The following is a 17026-nucleotide window of genomic DNA, read 5'->3' on the forward strand; positions in this document are numbered from 1 at the left end:
ATGGCTGCACGTGTGCTGATGTTTCAGGGAACCGGCTCGGATGTCGGCAAATCGCTGATGGTGGCCGGCCTTGCCCGTGCCTTCGTCAAGCGCGGCCTGTCCGTCATGCCGTTCAAACCGCAGAACATGTCGAACAATGCGGCGGTCACCGCCGATGGCGGCGAGATTGGCCGCGCGCAGGCGCTGCAGGCACGGGCGGCGGGCGTGCCGCTTTCCGTGCACATGAACCCGGTGCTCCTGAAGCCACAGAGCGAGACCGGCGCACAGGTGGTGGTGCAGGGCAAGATCGCCGGAAATGCCAAAGCGGCCGATTATCAGCACATGAAGGCCGGGCTGATGCCGCGCGTGCTCGAAAGCTTCAACCGCCTGAAACAACAGGCCGATCTGGTGCTGGTGGAAGGCGCGGGCAGCGCCTCAGAAATCAACCTGCGTGCCAATGACATCGCCAATATGGGTTTTGCGAGAGCTGCGGACGCGCCTGTGATCCTGATCGGCGATATCGACCGGGGCGGCGTCATCGCCAGCCTCGTCGGCACCAAAGTCGTGCTCGAAGCTGAAGACGCGGCGATGATCGAAGGTTTCATCGTCAATCGCTTTCGCGGCGACCCGGCCCTGTTTTCGGACGGCATGCGGATAATTGAGGAAAAGACCGACTGGGCCTCCATCGGGCTCCTGCCGCATTTTGCCGACGCCGCTAAGTTGCCGGCAGAGGATGCTCTCGGGCTTTCCGGCCCGGCTGAGCGGAAACCTAGCGCAAAGATCCGCATCGCCGTGCCGATCCTGCCGCATATTTCCAATTTCGACGATCTCGATCCGCTGGACATGGAACCGGATGTCGAGCTCATCCGCGTGCGGCCGGGCGAAACCATTCCCGCCGATTGCCGACTGGTACTGCTTTGCGGCTCGAAAACCACCATCGCCGATCTTGCCGTGCTGAAAAATACAGGGCTCGACATCGATATCAAGGCGCATGTGAGACGCGGCGGCTATGTTCTGGGCCTCTGCGGCGGATACCAGATGCTTGGAAAAACCGTTGCCGATCCCGAAGGCATCGAAGGACCGCCGGCAACAGTCGACGGGCTCGGCCTGCTGGATGTCGACACTGTTCTGACGGGGGACAAAAGGCTGGTTTCCGTTACAGGGAAAAGTTTCGACGGTGTTGATTTATCCGGCTATGAAATGCATGTCGGTGAAACCACGCGCGGAACCGACAGCCTGCCTTTTTCGAAAATTGATGGGCATGAAGACGGCGCTGTGTCGCCTGACGGCCGCATCTTCGGCACCTATATTCACGGCCTGTTTTCGGATGACCGCCAACGCGGCGCGTGGCTTGAGCGGCTTGGCGGACAGAACACGGAACTGAACTACGATGCGCAGGTGGACGCCGTTCTTGATCGCCTCGCGGCGCATATGGAACAGCACCTCGATCTCGACCGTCTGCTCGCTATAGCGCGATAAGGATCGCCAGAAGTCCCAACAGGCCGATCAACAACAGGTCGGCAACCCGCGCAAGCCGCAGCGCCCTGCGAATGTCGCCGGCAACCAGCGCCGCCCTGCCGCCTTCGCCCATGAAACGCGCCTCGATCATCTGCCCGCCATAGGAGCGCGGCCCTGCGAGCGCAAAGCCGAGAGCGCCAGCCAGCGCCGCCTCCGGCCAGCCGGCATTGGGAGAACGGTGATGATGGGCATCGCGACGTATCGCTGCCATGGCCCCGCTAGGTGATGCGCCCTTAACAAAAAACGCCGCGACCACGAAAAGACCGCCGCTCAGCCGTGAGGCCGGCAGATTGACCAGATCGTCCAGCCGGGCGGAGGCCCAGCCGAAGGCCTCATGGCGGGGTGAGCGATGGCCGATCATGCTGTCGGCCGTATTGATCGCCTTGTAGGTCGCGCCGCCCGGCAGGCCCAGGAGACCGAGCCAGAAGGCGGGCGCGACGATGCCGTCGGAAAAATTCTCTGCCAGACTTTCGATCGCCGCCCGGCAGATCGCCGCCTCGTCCAGCTTTTGCGGATCGCGCCCGACGATCATCGATACCGCCTTGCGGCCGCCTTCCACACCCTCGCGCTCCAGCGCAGTGGCGACAGCCTCCACATGCTGCTCGAGACTTTTCTGCGCCGGCAGCGAAGCGCCAAGCACGGCGACCAGCAAAAGGCCGAAGGGCAGGAAAAGCAGAACGGATTGCGCTAACCATGCGACAAACAGCGTCAGCCCGGCGAAAACAACGAGAGCCGCCACGCCTGCCCCCTTGCGCTGTGAAAATGACGCGCTCTCCCGGTTCCATTTTTTGTCCAGCAGCGCGATAAGCGAACCGATCCAGGTGACGGGATGGCCGATGCGTTTGAACAGCCAGTCCGGATAGCCGGTCAGGCGTTCGATCACGAGCGACAGGAAAGCGAGAGCAAAAAACATGGGCGAGACAGTACCAGAAAAGGCGAAAGCTGCGATCCGTCACGGCGGCAATCTCGGCAGGGCGCGTCTGATGTTTCCTGAAGCGCCGGAACCGTGGATCGACCTTTCGACCGGGATCAATCCGCACTCCTATCCGCATTCGCCGGTCCCCGCCAGCGCATTCGCGCGCCTGCCGGAACCGGACGCCGCCGAAAAATTGAGACATCTGGCCGCAACGCATTTCGATGCGCCTTCCGCCCGGCATGTGGCGCTTTCCCCCGGCACCCAGATGCTGATGCCATTGCTGGCCCAGATCGCTATCGCCCACGGGGCCAAGAGCGGCGCCGTGCTTTCACCCGCCTATGCGGAACATGCCCGGACCGCACGCATGGCCGGACTGGCTGTGACCGAGGTGGAAAACATCAACGCGATGTCGGCTCATGACTATGCCGTGGTGGTCAATCCCAATAATCCCGATGGCCGCATCACGGATCGCGCTGCATTGTTGTCGCTGGCCGAAACCATGCGCCGCAAGGGTGGACTGCTCGTCGTGGACGAAGCCTTCATAGAGACGGGACTTGCCGAAAGCCTCGCAGATGCCGCCGGTCAGGATGCGCTGGTGGTCCTGCGCTCCTTCGGCAAGTTTTACGGCATGGCGGGCGTTCGGCTGGGTTTCGCGATTGCGCATCCCGATATCGCTGCCGACCTGGAGGCAAGGCTCGGCCCCTGGGCGGTTTCCGGCCCGGCGCTGCATATCGCGACACAGGCTCTTGCGGATGGGGAATGGCAATCATCCATGCGTCTGCACCTTGCCGAAGACGCCCGGCGCATGAACGCCATGCTGGAGAAAGCGGGGCTGGCAATTGCCGGCGGCACACCGCTGTTTACTCTGGTGCGGGCTCCCCGCGCCGCAGACCTGTTCAGCCATCTTGGCCGACACGGCATTCTGGTCCGCATTTTTGATGAAAGGCCGAACGACATGCGTTTCGGCCTTCCCGGTAGAGAAACGGAGTGGCAGCGGCTCAAGGAGGCGCTGTCATCCTTTGACTATTCCTCGAAAGTGTAGGTCTCAATGGACTCCGGCTTCATTTCGATGGAGAAGCCCGGCAGTTTCGGCGGCATGTAAGCGGCATTTCTGATATCGCAGGGTTCGATGAAGTGCTCGTGCAGGTGGTCGACATATTCGATCACGCGGCCTTCCTTCGTGCCTGATACGACCAGATAGTCGATCATCGACAGATGCTGCACATATTCGCAAAGGCCGACGCCACCGGCATGCGGCCAGACCGGCAAATTGTATTTGGCGGCGATCAGCAGCACCGCCAGCACCTCGTTCAGCCCGCCCATACGGCAGCTATCGATCTGCACCACATCGATGGCGCCCTCGGCGATGAACTGCTTGAACATGATACGGTTCTGGCACATTTCACCGGTCGCCACCTTCACCGGGCCGATGGCGGCGCGGATCTTGCGATGGCCGGCAATATCGTCCGGGCTGGTCGGCTCCTCAATGAAGAATGGCTTGGCGAAGGCGAGCTTCTTCACCCAGTCGATTGCCTGATCTACTTCCCATACCTGGTTGGCGTCGATCATCAGGTAACGGTCGGGACCGATCACCTCACGGGCAATGGTGAGGCGGCGGATGTCGTCTTCCAGATCGCGGCCGACCTTCATCTTTACATGGTTGAATCCGGCATCGATGGCTTCCTGGCAAAGACGGCGCAGCTTGGCGTCGTCATAACCGAGCCAGCCGGCCGAGGTCGTGTAGCAGGCATAACCTTCGCTCTTCAGCGTCTCGATACGTTCCTTCTTGCCGCTTTCGGCTTTTTTGAGGATCGCAAGCGCCTCGTCCCGGGTCAGCACGTCGGTCAGATAACGATAGTCGACGATATCGGCGATTTCTTCCGGGCTCATATCGGCAACGAGCTGCCAGACCGGCTTGCCCGCCTTCTTGGCCAGCAGATCCCATACGGCATTGACGACGGCGCCGGTGGCGAGATGCATCGCGCCCTTGTCCGGCCCGATCCAGCGCAGCTGGCTGTCGCTGGTCAGATGCCGCCAATATTTGCCGGGGTTCTCGGTGACGGTGGCAAGATCGGTGCCGACGACCAGATGACGCATCGCTTCGATGGCCATGCAGCAGATATCGTTACCGCGGCCGATGGTGAAGGTCAGCCCGTGGCCTTTGAGACCCGGCTCATCGGTATCGAGAATGACATAAGCCGCCGAATAATCCGGGTCGGGGTTCATAGCATCCGAACCGTCGAGGCTCTGGGAGGTCGGAAAACGCAGGTCGAAAACACGCAGATCAGTAATTTTGGTCATGGCCGTTCACTCGCGGTCAGTGTCAAAGGAAATCGTTCAATCGTGGTGGAAGGTTTCTTCCATCATCGCCCACCACTCGCCTTCCTTCCGGCTTTCGAGCGGTTGCTGGCAGGGAATGGTGAAGGACCACCATTCCTGGTTCTTGGGGCTTGCGGCCATCTTCGCCATGTCGGCGCTGATATCGCTGCCGTGATATTCCCAGTAGCCGAAGAGCAGATTTTCCGGCTCGCGCAGGAAGATCGTGTAGTTGCGGATATTGCAGTCGCTGATAAGCGCCAGAATTTCAGGCCAGACGGCTGCATGCAGCCTTTTATACTCCCCGATCATTTCCGGTTTGACGCCTATGACCATGCCCATGCGCTGCATGAAAAACTCCGTTATTGCTTGATGGTGGCGAGCGCAGCGCGCAGCTTTGTCTGCGGCAGGTCCAAACCCAGCCGTTCTGCCGCAGCAATGACCGGGACAAAGCGGCGGCGCTTCTTTTCATCGTGGTTGCCGGCGATATCGGAGAGCCGATGCGCGAGAAAGGGATTGCGCAAACGCTCCCGCAGCACGCCAATATAGGCCTGCGCATCGTCCCCCATGCCTTCAGCGGCAAAGACCGGCAGAACCTCGCTCCGCCAAAGCGTCTCCAGATCCGCAACGAGAGCATCGTCGGCCATTGCCTGACGCACCGTCTCGTCCTTCGCACGCGCATCCTGCAACCAGCGTTCCGCCAGATAGGAATGGCCGAGATTGAGCAGGAAAAGCTTCAGCTTTTCATAGTGATCGAGATCGTCCGTCAGCACCACGGCAGGGTGCGTACAGGGAAGGACAAGCCCGTCCTGCTTCTCTATAGCCCATAGCGCATAGGGTTCCGCCACCGCACCCACCGGGTCGATAGGCTCGGAGACAATGCGATCCACCAGACTATTGGCGAAACGGCACTTCTCATTCAGATAAAAGGCAAAACCAGCCGGCAATTGCCATTCATCGGCAAGCCGGCGAATGACCTGTTTCAGCTTTTCGCCATTGCGCGGCACGAGCTCACAGGGGAAGATGGACACAGGCGCTTCCGGATTGCGCTGAAAACGCTCCAGCAGCAACATGCAGAGTTTTGCCGGAAAGCTTTTCGGTACGATCGTGAAATCGTCAGCAAGCCCGGCATTATCCGCCGAATCCAGCTCATAACCGCGATCGCCCGTATTGGACAGAATAACCTCGGCCTCGCAGGCAAGGCGGCGCACTTCGGCCCAGTCGGTCGCAGCCGTCAGCGCCCGCGCGACAGCCCCGCCCTGAATTTCCTCATCCACTTCCTGCCCATCGCGGATACCGCGAATACGCACGGGGTAAGGTGCCCCGCTGTTCAGCGCCGCAACACGCTTCAGGCTCTCCGCATTGCCTGTCGTCTGGACAATCGCGATGCGCCCGACAGCCTCGCCCTTGTCCAGCGCCTGCGAAACAAAGAGATCCGCATGCGCCAGAAGAAAGCGGCTGGTGCCGAATTGCAGGATGGGCGTATCGGGCGTCATGCGACCTCCACCATGCCCTTGATCACTCCGGCCTTCGGATCGGTCAGGCCGGCGAATCTGGAGGGCACATCGGCAAGCGTCATGCGATGGGTGATCAGCGCTTCCGGTACCTTGCCTTCCCGAAGCGCCTGCAGGACGCGCTCGAAATCCTGGGGCGTGGCATTGCGGCTGCCGAGCAGCGTCGTCTCACGCTTGTGGAACTCCGGATCGTTGAAGCTGATATCGCTGGCGACGATGGAGACCAGTACATAGGAACCGCCATGGCCGACAAAGGAAAAGCCGCGCTCCATGGCTTTCGGATTGCCGGTCGCATCGAAGACCGCATCGAAAAAATCGCCGCCGGTAATGTCGGAGAGGCGATCCCGGTCGCCCTCGCCGAGTGTCACCGTGTGTGCGACCCCGAGATGCTCCCTGCAGAAATTCAGCCGGTCGGTACGTCCGTCGATCATGGTCACTTCACCGCCATCGAGAACCGCGAAAACCGCAACCGCCATGCCAATCGGGCCGGCGCCGACGATCAGAACCTTCTGCCCCTTCTCGACTGCCCCCCGGCGCACCGCATGCGCACCGATAGCCAGAAATTCGGTCATCGCCGCCTGATCGAGACTCAGCCCCTCCGCCTTCAGCACGAATTGCTGCGGCACGCTCAGATATTCGACCATGCCGCCATCGCGATGAACGCCCAGCACACCGATATTGCGGCAGCAATTGCTCTTGCCCTTCAGGCAGGCGCTGCATTTGCCGCAAGAAATATAGGGAATGACGGTGACCACGTCGCCGGCGCACAGATGGCTGCCTTGCGGCGCCTCTTCCACCGTGCCGGAAAGCTCATGGCCCATGATACGCGGATAGGAAAGATAAGGCTGGTTGCCGGTGAAGATGTGCAGGTCCGTGCCGCAAACCCCGATGCGCCGAATACGCACCAGGACTTCACCTTCGCCACGCGCTGGCTTTGGCAGTTCCTTGGAGACGAGTTGACCTGGGGTTTCGCAGAAAATCGCCAGCATGCATCACCTGTGGGAAAGGGAATAAAAACGAACGGCGTTACCGCCGAAAACTGCCGCATGGTCCTCTGCAGGCACGATATCGCGGCAGAAATCCAGCCACGCCTGATAATCGCCCGCCAGCCGCAACACCGGCCAGTCACTGCCAAAAATCACGCGGTTGCCGCCAAAGAGTTCCAGAATGGTCTCGGCATAAGGCCGTATCGCTTCCGGCCGCTGCTCACCGCGCTCGGTCAGCAGACCGGAAAGCTTGCAATGGACATTCGGGAGAGCCGCCAGAGCGGCCATATCCTTGCGCCAGTCGCTGTAGTGACCGGTAGCAATCAACGGCTTCGCGCCATGGTCGATGACGACAGGCAATTGCGGATGGCGGCGGGCAAAGGCGAAGAGATGCGGCAGATTGGGCGGCAGGACCAGCGCATCGAACGCCAGACCATGTTTTACCAGCCCCGCCACGGCGGGATCGAGTGCCGGATCATCGATCCAGGCGACATCCTCCATGCCCTGCAACATCGGGCGGATGCCCTTGAACGCCGGATGTTTTGCCCGACGGGCGATTTCACTCGCCGCATCGGCGGATTTCATATCCACCCAGCCGACAACACCCTTTATGAAATCGGTCTTTTCCGCCAGCGCCAGCATGAAATCCGTGTCGGCCGCCGTCTCCATCGTCTGCACCAGCACGGTGCCGGAAACGCCAGCAGCGGCCAGCAAAGGCGACAGGTCGGCGGGGAGAAAATCCCGGTAGATGGCGGCGAGCGACGGCGGCGGCCACTGCCCGGCGCGATCCTTCATCAGCCAGAGATGCTGGTGGGCGTCGATGAGCATTGCCTCAGGCCTTTCCGCCCGGTACAGGCGCACCTTCGGCAATCAGGCCGCGCCTGTGCAGTTCGGACCAGAATTCATCCGGGATAGACTGTTCGAACCACTCGATATTGGAGGCGAGCTGCTGCGCATTGCGCGCACCCGAAACGACCGTGACAGATGCCGGATGGGCGAGCGGAAACTGCAGCGCGGCCGCCTGCAGCGATACGCCGAGTTCCTCGCAAACACCCTGCAGCGCATCGACACGCGTGAGAATATCGGCAGGCGCATCGGCATAATTGAATTTGCGGTTGCCAGCCAGAATGCCGGAATTGAATGCACCGGCGACAACGATGGCGACACCGCTTTCAGCGCAACGGTTCATGAAAGCAAGGCTCTGCTGCTCCAGCAGCGTATAACGACCGGCAAGCATGGCGACGTCGATATCGAACACATCCATGGCGTCGCTGACGATTTCCCACTCATTGACGCCAAGGCCGACGGCCCCCGTCGATCCTTCCTCGCGCAGCTTGCCAAGCGCCCGGAAGCCACCGCCCGTGGTCAGCTGCTCCCAGTAATGCCGGTGCTTTTCGCCATGGGTGAAGGAGCCGATATCATGCACATAAAGAATATCCGGTTTCAGAACACCGAGCCGTTGCTGGCTTGCCTCGAAGGAGCGCAGGATACCGTCATAGGAATAATCATAGACCGGGCGGAACGGCAGGGGCGCTATATAGGCATCCTCATCCGGACCGACGGTCTCGTCCGGCACCATCACACGGCCAACCTTGGTGCTCAGCGTGTATTCGTTCCGGTCATGCTCCGTCACCATGGTGCCGAGGCGGCGCTCCGACCGCGTATAGCCGTAGAACGGCGCGGTATCGAAATAACGCATGCCGCTTTCCCATGCCTTGTCGAACGCACCCTTGGACTCTTCATAGGGCGTGACGCGGTAGAGATTGCCCATCTGGGCGCAACCGAGGCCCATGACGGTAACGTCGACGGCGCGGCGCGGCAATTTACGTGTATCGGAGACTTTCATCGCAGGGACTTTCCAGCTTGTCTTTGGAAAGACGCGCCGCCGCAAAGCGGCGCGTCATCACGCAATCAATAAAGAACGTTCTTGGCTTCGGGCTTCTCGATATTGTCCTTGGTGACAACAACGACGCCGGTGTCGACGAACTTCTCGACCTTTTCCTTGCCGATGAGCTTGGAAATGGTCTCTACGCCCTTTTCACCCATCTGATAGGAACCCTGAACCACGATGCCGGCCAGCGTGCCATCCTTGACGAAGCCCTGAAGGTCCTGGTTGCCGTCGAAGCCGATGGCGACGACCTTGCCGGCCTTACCGCTCTGGGCAAGCGCGCGGCCGACGCCGATTGCCGTCGGCTCATTGGCGCCGAAAATGCCCTTGAGATCGGAATTGGCGGCCAGAACGTCTGTCGTCTGGTTCAGCGCGGTCGCCATCTGCGACTGCGAATAGAACGGGCCGACAATCTTCAGGTTGGAATTCATCTGGATGTAATCGGTGAAACCGCCGACACGGCCGATTTCAGAACCGGCACCGGCAACATAGGACATGACGGCGATCTTGCCTTCCTTGCCCACCTTGTCGATCAACGCCTGCGCTGCCAGTTCGCCGGCTTTCTTGTTATCGGTCGCCAGAAACGACTGGTAATATTGCTCCGAGCCCTTTGCGAGCTGCGAGTCGATCAGAACCACCGGAATACGGGCTTCCCAGGCCTTCTTGACGGCAGGCACCAGCGCGTCCGGATCGGAAGGTGCCAGAACAATGCCCGCGACCTTACGGTTGATGGCGTTTTCAACCATGTTGACCTGGTCGGCAATGGCGGACTCGGCAGCCGGACCCTGGAAGGTCATGGTGTTGCCGGAAGAGTTCTTCATCGCCGCATCAGCACCCTTCTGGACGTTCTGCCAGAAGGTGGAGTTGACGGTCTTGACGATGACAGCGATTTCGCCGGCCTGCACGGTGGAAACGCTCCACAGCGCAATTGCGGATGTCAGAAGGGCAGTCGCAATTTTCTTCATTTCTTCCTCCGTGATGTCGGCATACCGGGCCTCCCCTTGCCGATCTTTTTTGCGGAAAGGGTCCGCAGGCCCTTGATCAGCGGCGATTGCGCAACTGGTCGATCCAGACGGTGACCAGAATGACGAGGCCGATGATGATCTGTTGCGTGAAGGCGGAGACGCCGTTCATATTGAGACCGTTGCGCAGGATGCCGATGACGAAGGCGCCAATGGCCGTGCCGGAAATCGTGCCGACGCCACCGATCAGCGATGTGCCGCCGATAACGGCGCTGGCAATGGCGTCCAGCTCATACATCACACCTTCATTCGGCTGAGCGGTGACGAGGCGCGACATCAGCACGCAGCCCGTCAACCCGGCGAGCGTGCCGGACAGGATGTAGGTGAAATTGGTGACGCGGGCGACATTGACGCCGGAAAGGCGCGCGGCTTCGGCGTTGGAACCGACAGCGTAAATGTGACGGCCGAGGATAGAGCGGTTGAGCATGAAGGAAACCGCAAGCGCAATCACCACCATCAGGATGACGGGGTAGGGGATGCCGGGAAACACCACATTCGGAAAACCGTCGTCACCGATAGTGACGATTCGGAAGAGAGCGCCATTGCCGAGTTCGCCGAAAGATTCGCCAAGGCCGGAGACGGCGCGAGCACCGGTGATCTGCAACGCCACGCCACGGGCGATCAGCATCATGCCGAGGGTGGCGATGAAAGGCGGCAGCTTGAAACGGGTGACCAGAAGACCGTTGATGAGACCGCAGAGCGACCCCGTCAGAATGCCGAGCAACATGCCGACCGGCACCGGCATGCCGAGTTCCTTCACCGCAAGGGCGGCGACGACACCGGCGAGCGCAAGCACCGAACCGACGGAAAGATCGATGCCGCCGGTGATGATGACACAGGTAGCCCCGATGCCGAGCAGCGCGATGGACGTGACCTGCAACGCAATCGTCATGCCGTTATTGACGGTGAAGAAGGCGCTGCTGGTGGCGGAAAAGACCGCGACAAGCGCAAAGAGGCTGCCTAGCGCCGCAAACTTCTGGATAATGTCCTTCTGGCGGTCGCTGACTGCGAAGCTCTTCTTGGTTTCTGCAATATTGGCCATGTCGTTCCTCACTGCGCGGTCCGGCCGTAACCGGACGCATACCGCATGATTTCTTCCTGATTGGTCTTGGCGGTTTCGAGCACGCCCGTAATCCGGCCCTGGTGGAAAACGGCGATACGATCCGTCAGCCCCAGAATTTCCGGCAGTTCCGAGCTGATGAGAATGACGCCGATACCCTGCGCGGCGAGCTCGTCCATGATCTTGTAGATCGCGAATTTCGCGCCGACATCGATGCCGCGTGTCGGCTCGTCGAAAAACAGCACACGAGATTGCCGGAACAACCATTTGCCGATGATGATTTTCTGCTGATTGCCGCCGGAGAGCAGCCTCACCGTCTGCCCGATGGAGGGAGTACGGATATTCAGGAGATCGACGTAGCGCTTTGCCACATCGTCATGTTTCTTGAAATCGATCAGGCCGAAACGGTTGGAAACCTCGCCGAGATTGGCAAGCGTCGTATTGGCCGCCACCGACATCTTGATGGCGAGACCATCGCTTTTGCGGTCTTCCGAGAGATAGGCGATGCCCTCCTCGATGGCGTCCTGCGGCGAATTGATCGAAAGTTCGCGCCCGTTGAAAACGATCCTGCCCGCATCGAGCGGATCGGCGCCGAAGATCGCCCGGGCGACTTCGGTGCGGCCGGCACCCATCAGCCCGGCAAAACCGAGGATTTCACCACGTCGCAGCGAAAAACCGACGTCGTGAAACACGCCGCTGCGCGTCAGGCCCTCGACGGAAAAAATAACATCTTCCGTGGGGCGCGATGTACGCTCGGGGAATTTGTCTTCCAGCGAACGCCCGACCATGCGCGTGACGATGTCGTCAACGGTGATCGAAGCGAAATCGTCGGTCGAAATGTAACGTCCGTCGCGCAGAACCGTCACACGGTCGACGATTTCGGCCATTTCATCGAGACGGTGGGAAATATAAACGATCCCGACACCGGATGCCTTGAGATCGCGAATGACCTTGAACAGGAGCCGGGTTTCCTTCTCGGTCAGCGAAGAGGTCGGCTCATCCATGATGAGCACTTCAGCGTCAAGAGAAAGCGCCTTGGCGATTTCCACCATCTGACATTGGGCGACCGAAAGACCGCGGACGATCTGGTCAGGGTCGATATCGACACCCAGCCGGTCGAGACAACGCTTGGCATCGAGGCGCAGCTTCTTGCGGTCGACGAGGAAACCGCGACGCGGTTCGCGCGCAAGATAGATGTTTTCGGCAACGGAAAGGTGCGGAACGAGGTTCAGTTCCTGGTGGATGATGGCGATGCCGGCGGCTTCGGATTCCAGCGGCGATGCATATTGCACCTTCACACCTTTATGAAGGATGGTGCCGTCGCTCGGCTGATAGACGCCGCTGACGATCTTCATCAGCGTCGATTTTCCCGCGCCATTTTCGCCGCAGACGGCATGCACCTCGCCGGCGCGCAGATCGAAATGCACGTTCGACAGTGCTTTGACGCCGGGAAATTCCTTGCTGATATTATCGAGGCGCAGGAGCACCGCACGTTGTCCATGCGCCATCTGTTCAGGCGAAAAATCGCCCCGAATTGTCGATGCGCCGTGCGACATCTGGAAACCTCCCACCCGTATCCCCGCTCCACCGGGGTCATGAACAGGCCAAATGGTTAGGCCGGTTTTTCAGAATGGTCAAGCCAATTAGGCCAAAATTTGCGAAGCCATATCCAAAACAGAAGCAATGCATGAAACGACAACCGATAATAAATACGTAATTTCATATATTTAAGTAATTCCTTGCGTATTGAAACGCTTGGCGTTACGGTAAGGCCAAATATGAATTGCAGACAGGACTCGTCAAAAAACACATGAGTGGTCAGGCCAAAATAGCGGAACCGCGCAGGCTTTATCAGCAGATTGCGGATCAGATACGCGAACTCATCGATATGGGTGAATTCCTGCCCGGCACGCGGCTTCCCGCCGAGCGGGAACTGGCACAGAAGCTCGGCGTATCGAGGCCTTCCTTGCGTGAGGCGCTGATTGCGCTTGAAATCGACAACACCGTCGAAATTCGCATGGGTTCCGGGGTCTATGTGTCGGCGGAAGCGCTGCAGACGACCCACCATACCAAATCGCTCGGTGATAGCCCCTCCGAACTGATGCAGGCGCGCGCCGCGCTGGAGGGTGCCACCATCGTGCTGGCGACAAGCCGGATGACCGATGAGACAATCGCGACCCTCCGCCAGATACTCAATACCATGCAGCGGGAAATAGAGGCCGGCCGCAAGCCTCTGGATCAGGATCGGCTGTTTCACGTCACCATAGCCGAGCAATCCGGTAACAGCGTTTTGGCGCGAATGGTGGCGAACCTCTTCGATGAGCGCCACAGCCCCATTTCGGCCCAGCTTCGCGTGAAATTCGAAGACCGCGATACCTGGACCCATGCGCTTCAGGAACACGAGGCCATTCTGGCGGCGCTTGAACTGAAAGACCCGCTGCTGGCCCAGGCCGCCATGCATACCCACCTGGAAGGTTCGAAGAGACGCTGGGTCGAAAACTGATCTAGAAACATAGCAGGCAATATACCGGGAGGAGGAAAACCCGTGAGTGAGAATTCCGAGGCAACCATTTTGCTGAACGCCAACGACAATGTTGCGGTGGCGCGTCGGTCCATTCCGGCCGGCGGCGCGACGGGCAGGGGCGATCTGGCAGCGCTTGAGCTGATCGGGCGCGGGCACAAGGTGGCCCTCAAATTCATCAAATCGGGCGATGAGGTGCTGAAATACGGACAGGTCATCGGTATTGCCACCCAGGATATCGAGCCCGGCCGGCACGTGCACCTGCACAATCTCGCCATGGTGCCTTCCGAACACGCGCATCAGTTCAGCGTCGATATCGAAGAAAAGGGCATGGTGCCGGAAGCCGAACGCCGGACGTTCAGGGGTTATGACCGCGGCCTCGGTGGTGTCGGAACACGAAACTATATCGGCGTCATCGCCTCGGTGAACTGTTCCGCCACGGTGTCGCGTTACATCGCGGATTATTTCAACAAGCAGGGCGGCCTTGATGGTTTCGACAATGTCGATGGCGTCGTGGCGCTGACCCATGGCGGCGGCTGTGCGCTGAATACGAAATCGGAAGGTTACCGCCTGCTGATCCGCACCATTCAGGGCTATGCCCGCCATCCGAATTTCGGCGGCATTCTGCTGATCGGCCTCGGTTGTGAAACCAACCAGATCGCGCCCATTCTCGAACATTACAAGATGGAAGAGGGTGAGCGGCTGCGCACCATGACGATCCAGCAGCATGGCGGCACCCGCAAGACGATCGATGCGGCGATTGCCGAGATCAAGGCCATGCTGCCGATGGTCAATGCCGCCCGCCGCACGGAGCAACCGCTTTCCAAGCTGAAGGTGGCGCTGGAATGCGGCGGTTCGGATGGTTATTCCGGCATTTCCGCCAACCCGGCTCTGGGTTATGCCTCCGACCTCATCGTCCGTAACGGCGGTACCACAGTCCTCTCGGAGACGCCGGAGATTTACGGCGCTGAACACCTCCTGACGAAGCGCGCCGTCACCCCCGCCGTCGCCGAGAAGCTCCTACAGCGTATCGATTGGTGGCGTGATTATACCGCCCGTAATGGCGACGAACTCAACAACAACCCCTCCCACGGTAACAAGCTTGGCGGCCTGACCACCATTCTGGAGAAATCGCTGGGCGCGGTCGCCAAGGGCGGCTCCATGCCGCTGAAGGCGGTTTATGAATTCGCCGAAACCGTGACGGAACAGGGTTTCGTCTTCATGGATACGCCCGGCTATGACCCCGTTGCCGTCACCGGCCAGGTCGCCGGCGGTTGCAACGTCATCTGTTTCACCACCGGTCGCGGCTCGGTTTCGGGCTTCAAGCCATCACCCTGCATCAAGATCGCCACCAATTCCGAAATGTATGAACACATGAAGGAAGACATGGATATCAATTGCGGCGAGATCGTCACCGGCGCTGAAACCATCGAAGAATCCGGCAAACGAATTTTCGAGCATATTCTGGCGGTGGCCTCTGGCGACAAGACCGTCAGCGAGATCTACGACTACGGCGACAACGAATTTGTGCCGTGGCAGGTCGGCGCAGTGACCTGAACCTGCCGCACCAAGACTGTCCCACGTGAAACAAAAGGCCCGGAAAGTGATTTCCGGGCCTTTGTCATTTCTGCCTATTTCCGCGCTTAGTGGCGGAAGTGGCGCATGCCGGTAAAGACCATTGCCACATTATGCTCATTCGCGGCGTCGATCACTTCCTGATCGCGCATGGAGCCGCCCGGCTGGATGACAGCGGTGGCACCTGCGGCAATCGCGGCGAGCAAGCCGTCAGCAAAGGGATAAAATGCTTCCGAAGCGACGGCGGAGCCGCGCGTCAACGGTTCGGCAAGGCCAAGAGCCTTGGCGGCATCTTCCGCCTTCTGGGCAGCGATACGGGCCGAATCCACACGGCTCATCTGGCCGGCGCCGATACCCGCGGTCTGCCCGTCCTTGGCGTAAATGACAGCATTGGACTTCACATGCTTGGCGATCTTGAAGGCAAACTTCATGTCTTCAAGTTCCTGCGACGTCGGCGCACGCTTGGTGACGACCTTGAGGTCCAGATCCTCGACCATGCCATTGTCGCGGCTCTGCACCAGCAGGCCGCCCGAGACGGTCTTCGCGGTAATACCGGCCGCGCGTGGATCAGGCAGTCCGCCAGCGGCCAGAAGGCGCAGGTTCGGCTTGCGGGCGATGATGGACTTGGCTTCTTCGGTGACATCAGGCGCGATGATGACTTCGGTGAAGAGCTTGACGATTTCTTCCGCCGTCTCCGCATCGAGCGTGCGGTTCAGGGCAATCACGCCGCCAAAAGCGGAAACGGAATCGCATGCCAGCGCCCGCCGGTAAGCTTCGGCAAGTGTCGGACCCGTCGCCACACCGCAGGGGTTGGCGTGTTTGATGATAGCGACTGCCGGCGCATTTTCCGGCAGGAATTCCGCCACGAGCTCGTAAGCTGCATCGGTGTCATTGATGTTGTTATAGGAAAGCTGCTTGCCCTGAAGCAGCGTCGCGGTTGCGACGCCAGGACGCTTTTCGCCGGTGAAGTAAAAACCAGCGCTCTGGTGCGGATTTTCGCCATACCGCATCTTTTCTTTCAGCGCGCCGCCGATGGCGCGGTAATCCGGCGTTTCGATCGCAAGCGCCTCGGCAAACCAGTTGGAAATCACCGCATCATAGGCGGCGGTGCGGGCATAGGCCTTGGCGGCAAAACGCTGGCGCAGCGCATAGGATGTCTGGCCGTCATCGGCCTGCAGGGCCTCAACCAGATCGGGATAGTCAGACGGATCGGTAACAACAGTGACATAGGCATGGTTTTTGGCGGAAGCGCGGATCATCGCCGGGCCGCCAATATCGATGTTTTCCACCGTCGTCGGATAATCGCCGCCCTTGGCGCGAACTTCCTCGAAGGGATAGAGATTAATGACCGAAAGATCGATCGCCTCGATGCCATGCGCCTTCATCGCCTCGACATGTTCCGCATCGTCTCGGATGGCCAGAAGCCCGCCATGGACATTCGGATGCAGTGTCTTGACGCGGCCATCCATGATCTCGGGAAAATTCGTTACGTCGGAGACATCCGTCACAGGCAGGCCTGCTTCGGCAATGGCCTTCGCCGTTCCACCGGTCGACAGAAGCTTGACGCCAAGCTTCGACAGAACCGTCGCCAGTTCGATAATGTCAGTCTTGTCGGACACGGAAAGAAGCGCCGTGCGGATTTTAACCTTATCGGGGGCGGGGATTTTCTTGGACACGACGGCCATCAGGCATACTCCGTTTAACGGGGAGGACAGGCTGGAATGGGATTGA

Annotated in this window: 15 protein-coding genes; 4 read left to right on the forward strand and 11 right to left on the reverse strand. The window is 59.9% G+C overall.

The annotated features are described in order from the left end of the window. Positions 1-1458: a cobyric acid synthase gene (locus ACQZ5N_RS08690; protein ID WP_448732681.1), complete on the forward strand. Its 1458-nt coding sequence runs from the start codon at positions 1-3 to the stop codon at positions 1456-1458. Here the strand turns inward: ACQZ5N_RS08690 and cbiB are convergent. After that, positions 1445-2410: an adenosylcobinamide-phosphate synthase CbiB gene (gene cbiB, locus ACQZ5N_RS08695; protein WP_448732682.1), complete on the reverse strand. Its 966-nt coding sequence runs from the start codon at positions 2408-2410 to the stop codon at positions 1445-1447. The genes ACQZ5N_RS08690 and cbiB overlap by 14 nt on opposite strands. Here cbiB and cobD point away from each other — a divergent pair. Further along, on the forward strand, positions 2409-3455 hold the full coding sequence (gene cobD / locus ACQZ5N_RS08700; protein WP_448732683.1) for a threonine-phosphate decarboxylase CobD: 1047 nt from the start codon (positions 2409-2411) through the stop codon (positions 3453-3455). The genes cbiB and cobD overlap by 2 nt on opposite strands. Here the strand turns inward: cobD and ACQZ5N_RS08705 are convergent. From ACQZ5N_RS08705 to ACQZ5N_RS08745, 9 genes are all read right to left on the reverse strand, one after another. Then, positions 3437-4714 carry an L-fuconate dehydratase gene (locus tag ACQZ5N_RS08705; RefSeq protein ID WP_448732684.1) on the reverse strand — a complete coding sequence of 426 codons (1278 nt, stop codon included), beginning with the start codon at positions 4712-4714 and terminating at the stop codon, positions 3437-3439. The two genes, cobD and ACQZ5N_RS08705, sit on opposite strands and share 19 nt — an antisense overlap. Positions 4715-4750: 36 nt before the next feature. Next, positions 4751-5080, reverse strand: coding sequence for an L-rhamnose mutarotase (locus ACQZ5N_RS08710; RefSeq protein ID WP_448732685.1), 330 nt, complete (start codon positions 5078-5080; stop codon positions 4751-4753). Between the two features lie 11 nt (positions 5081-5091). After that, entirely contained in the window at positions 5092-6225 is a 1134-nt protein-coding gene (locus ACQZ5N_RS08715) for a mannitol dehydrogenase family protein (RefSeq protein WP_448732686.1), read from the reverse strand. Next, positions 6222-7232, reverse strand: coding sequence for a zinc-binding alcohol dehydrogenase family protein (locus ACQZ5N_RS08720; RefSeq protein ID WP_448732687.1), 1011 nt, complete (start codon positions 7230-7232; stop codon positions 6222-6224). Before ACQZ5N_RS08720 ends, ACQZ5N_RS08715 begins: the two co-directional genes overlap by 4 nt. Before the next feature lie 3 nt (positions 7233-7235). Then, positions 7236-8057 carry an amidohydrolase family protein gene (locus ACQZ5N_RS08725; RefSeq protein WP_448732688.1) on the reverse strand — a complete coding sequence of 274 codons (822 nt, stop codon included), beginning with the start codon at positions 8055-8057 and terminating at the stop codon, positions 7236-7238. A gap of 4 nt (positions 8058-8061) precedes the next feature. Beyond that, the gene (locus ACQZ5N_RS08730; RefSeq protein ID WP_448732689.1) at positions 8062-9075 is read right to left on the reverse strand and encodes an aldo/keto reductase; all 1014 of its coding nucleotides are present in this window, start codon (positions 9073-9075) and stop codon (positions 8062-8064) included. 65 nt (positions 9076-9140) lie between these two features. Continuing rightward, entirely contained in the window at positions 9141-10082 is a 942-nt protein-coding gene (locus tag ACQZ5N_RS08735; RefSeq protein WP_003520222.1) for an ABC transporter substrate-binding protein, read from the reverse strand. Positions 10083-10158: 76 nt separating this feature from the next. Further along, positions 10159-11181: an ABC transporter permease gene (locus ACQZ5N_RS08740; protein WP_003520221.1), complete on the reverse strand. Its 1023-nt coding sequence runs from the start codon at positions 11179-11181 to the stop codon at positions 10159-10161. A gap of 8 nt (positions 11182-11189) precedes the next feature. Beyond that, positions 11190-12755 carry a sugar ABC transporter ATP-binding protein gene (locus ACQZ5N_RS08745; protein WP_448732690.1) on the reverse strand — a complete coding sequence of 522 codons (1566 nt, stop codon included), beginning with the start codon at positions 12753-12755 and terminating at the stop codon, positions 11190-11192. A gap of 254 nt (positions 12756-13009) precedes the next feature. On the opposite strand from ACQZ5N_RS08745, the gene ACQZ5N_RS08750 reads away from it, so the two are divergent. Beyond that, a complete protein-coding gene (locus ACQZ5N_RS08750) occupies positions 13010-13702 on the forward strand; it encodes a FadR/GntR family transcriptional regulator (RefSeq protein ID WP_003520219.1) in 693 nt (230 codons plus the stop codon). A gap of 42 nt (positions 13703-13744) precedes the next feature. Then, entirely contained in the window at positions 13745-15277 is a 1533-nt protein-coding gene (locus ACQZ5N_RS08755; protein ID WP_020809849.1) for a UxaA family hydrolase, read from the forward strand. 86 nt (positions 15278-15363) lie between these two features. Here ACQZ5N_RS08755 and purH read toward each other — a convergent pair whose 3' ends face one another. After that, the gene (gene purH / locus ACQZ5N_RS08760; protein ID WP_448732691.1) at positions 15364-16980 is read right to left on the reverse strand and encodes a bifunctional phosphoribosylaminoimidazolecarboxamide formyltransferase/IMP cyclohydrolase; all 1617 of its coding nucleotides are present in this window, start codon (positions 16978-16980) and stop codon (positions 15364-15366) included. Positions 16981-17026: the final 46 nt, after the last annotated feature.

This window comes from Agrobacterium sp. 22-221-1 (genome assembly GCF_053522445.1).

Excerpts from the sequence above, each read along its gene's own strand:
- ACQZ5N_RS08750 (WP_003520219.1), top strand. The coding sequence starts at position 13,010 with ATGAGTGGTCAGGCCAAAATAGCGGAACCGCGCAGGCTTTATCAGCAG.
- ACQZ5N_RS08730 (WP_448732689.1), bottom strand. The coding sequence starts at position 9,075 with ATGAAAGTCTCCGATACACGTAAATTGCCGCGCCGCGCCGTCGACGTT.
- ACQZ5N_RS08720 (WP_448732687.1), bottom strand. The coding sequence starts at position 7,232 with ATGCTGGCGATTTTCTGCGAAACCCCAGGTCAACTCGTCTCCAAGGAA.
- ACQZ5N_RS08735 (WP_003520222.1), bottom strand. The coding sequence starts at position 10,082 with ATGAAGAAAATTGCGACTGCCCTTCTGACATCCGCAATTGCGCTGTGG.
- cbiB (WP_448732682.1), bottom strand. The coding sequence starts at position 2,410 with ATGTTTTTTGCTCTCGCTTTCCTGTCGCTCGTGATCGAACGCCTGACC.
- ACQZ5N_RS08690 (WP_448732681.1), top strand. The coding sequence starts at position 1 with ATGGCTGCACGTGTGCTGATGTTTCAGGGAACCGGCTCGGATGTCGGC.
- ACQZ5N_RS08745 (WP_448732690.1), bottom strand. The coding sequence starts at position 12,755 with ATGTCGCACGGCGCATCGACAATTCGGGGCGATTTTTCGCCTGAACAG.
- purH (WP_448732691.1), bottom strand. The coding sequence starts at position 16,980 with ATGGCCGTCGTGTCCAAGAAAATCCCCGCCCCCGATAAGGTTAAAATC.
- cobD (WP_448732683.1), top strand. The coding sequence starts at position 2,409 with ATGGGCGAGACAGTACCAGAAAAGGCGAAAGCTGCGATCCGTCACGGC.
- ACQZ5N_RS08710 (WP_448732685.1), bottom strand. The coding sequence starts at position 5,080 with ATGCAGCGCATGGGCATGGTCATAGGCGTCAAACCGGAAATGATCGGG.
- ACQZ5N_RS08715 (WP_448732686.1), bottom strand. The coding sequence starts at position 6,225 with ATGACGCCCGATACGCCCATCCTGCAATTCGGCACCAGCCGCTTTCTT.
- ACQZ5N_RS08740 (WP_003520221.1), bottom strand. The coding sequence starts at position 11,181 with ATGGCCAATATTGCAGAAACCAAGAAGAGCTTCGCAGTCAGCGACCGC.
- ACQZ5N_RS08725 (WP_448732688.1), bottom strand. The coding sequence starts at position 8,057 with ATGCTCATCGACGCCCACCAGCATCTCTGGCTGATGAAGGATCGCGCC.
- ACQZ5N_RS08705 (WP_448732684.1), bottom strand. The coding sequence starts at position 4,714 with ATGACCAAAATTACTGATCTGCGTGTTTTCGACCTGCGTTTTCCGACC.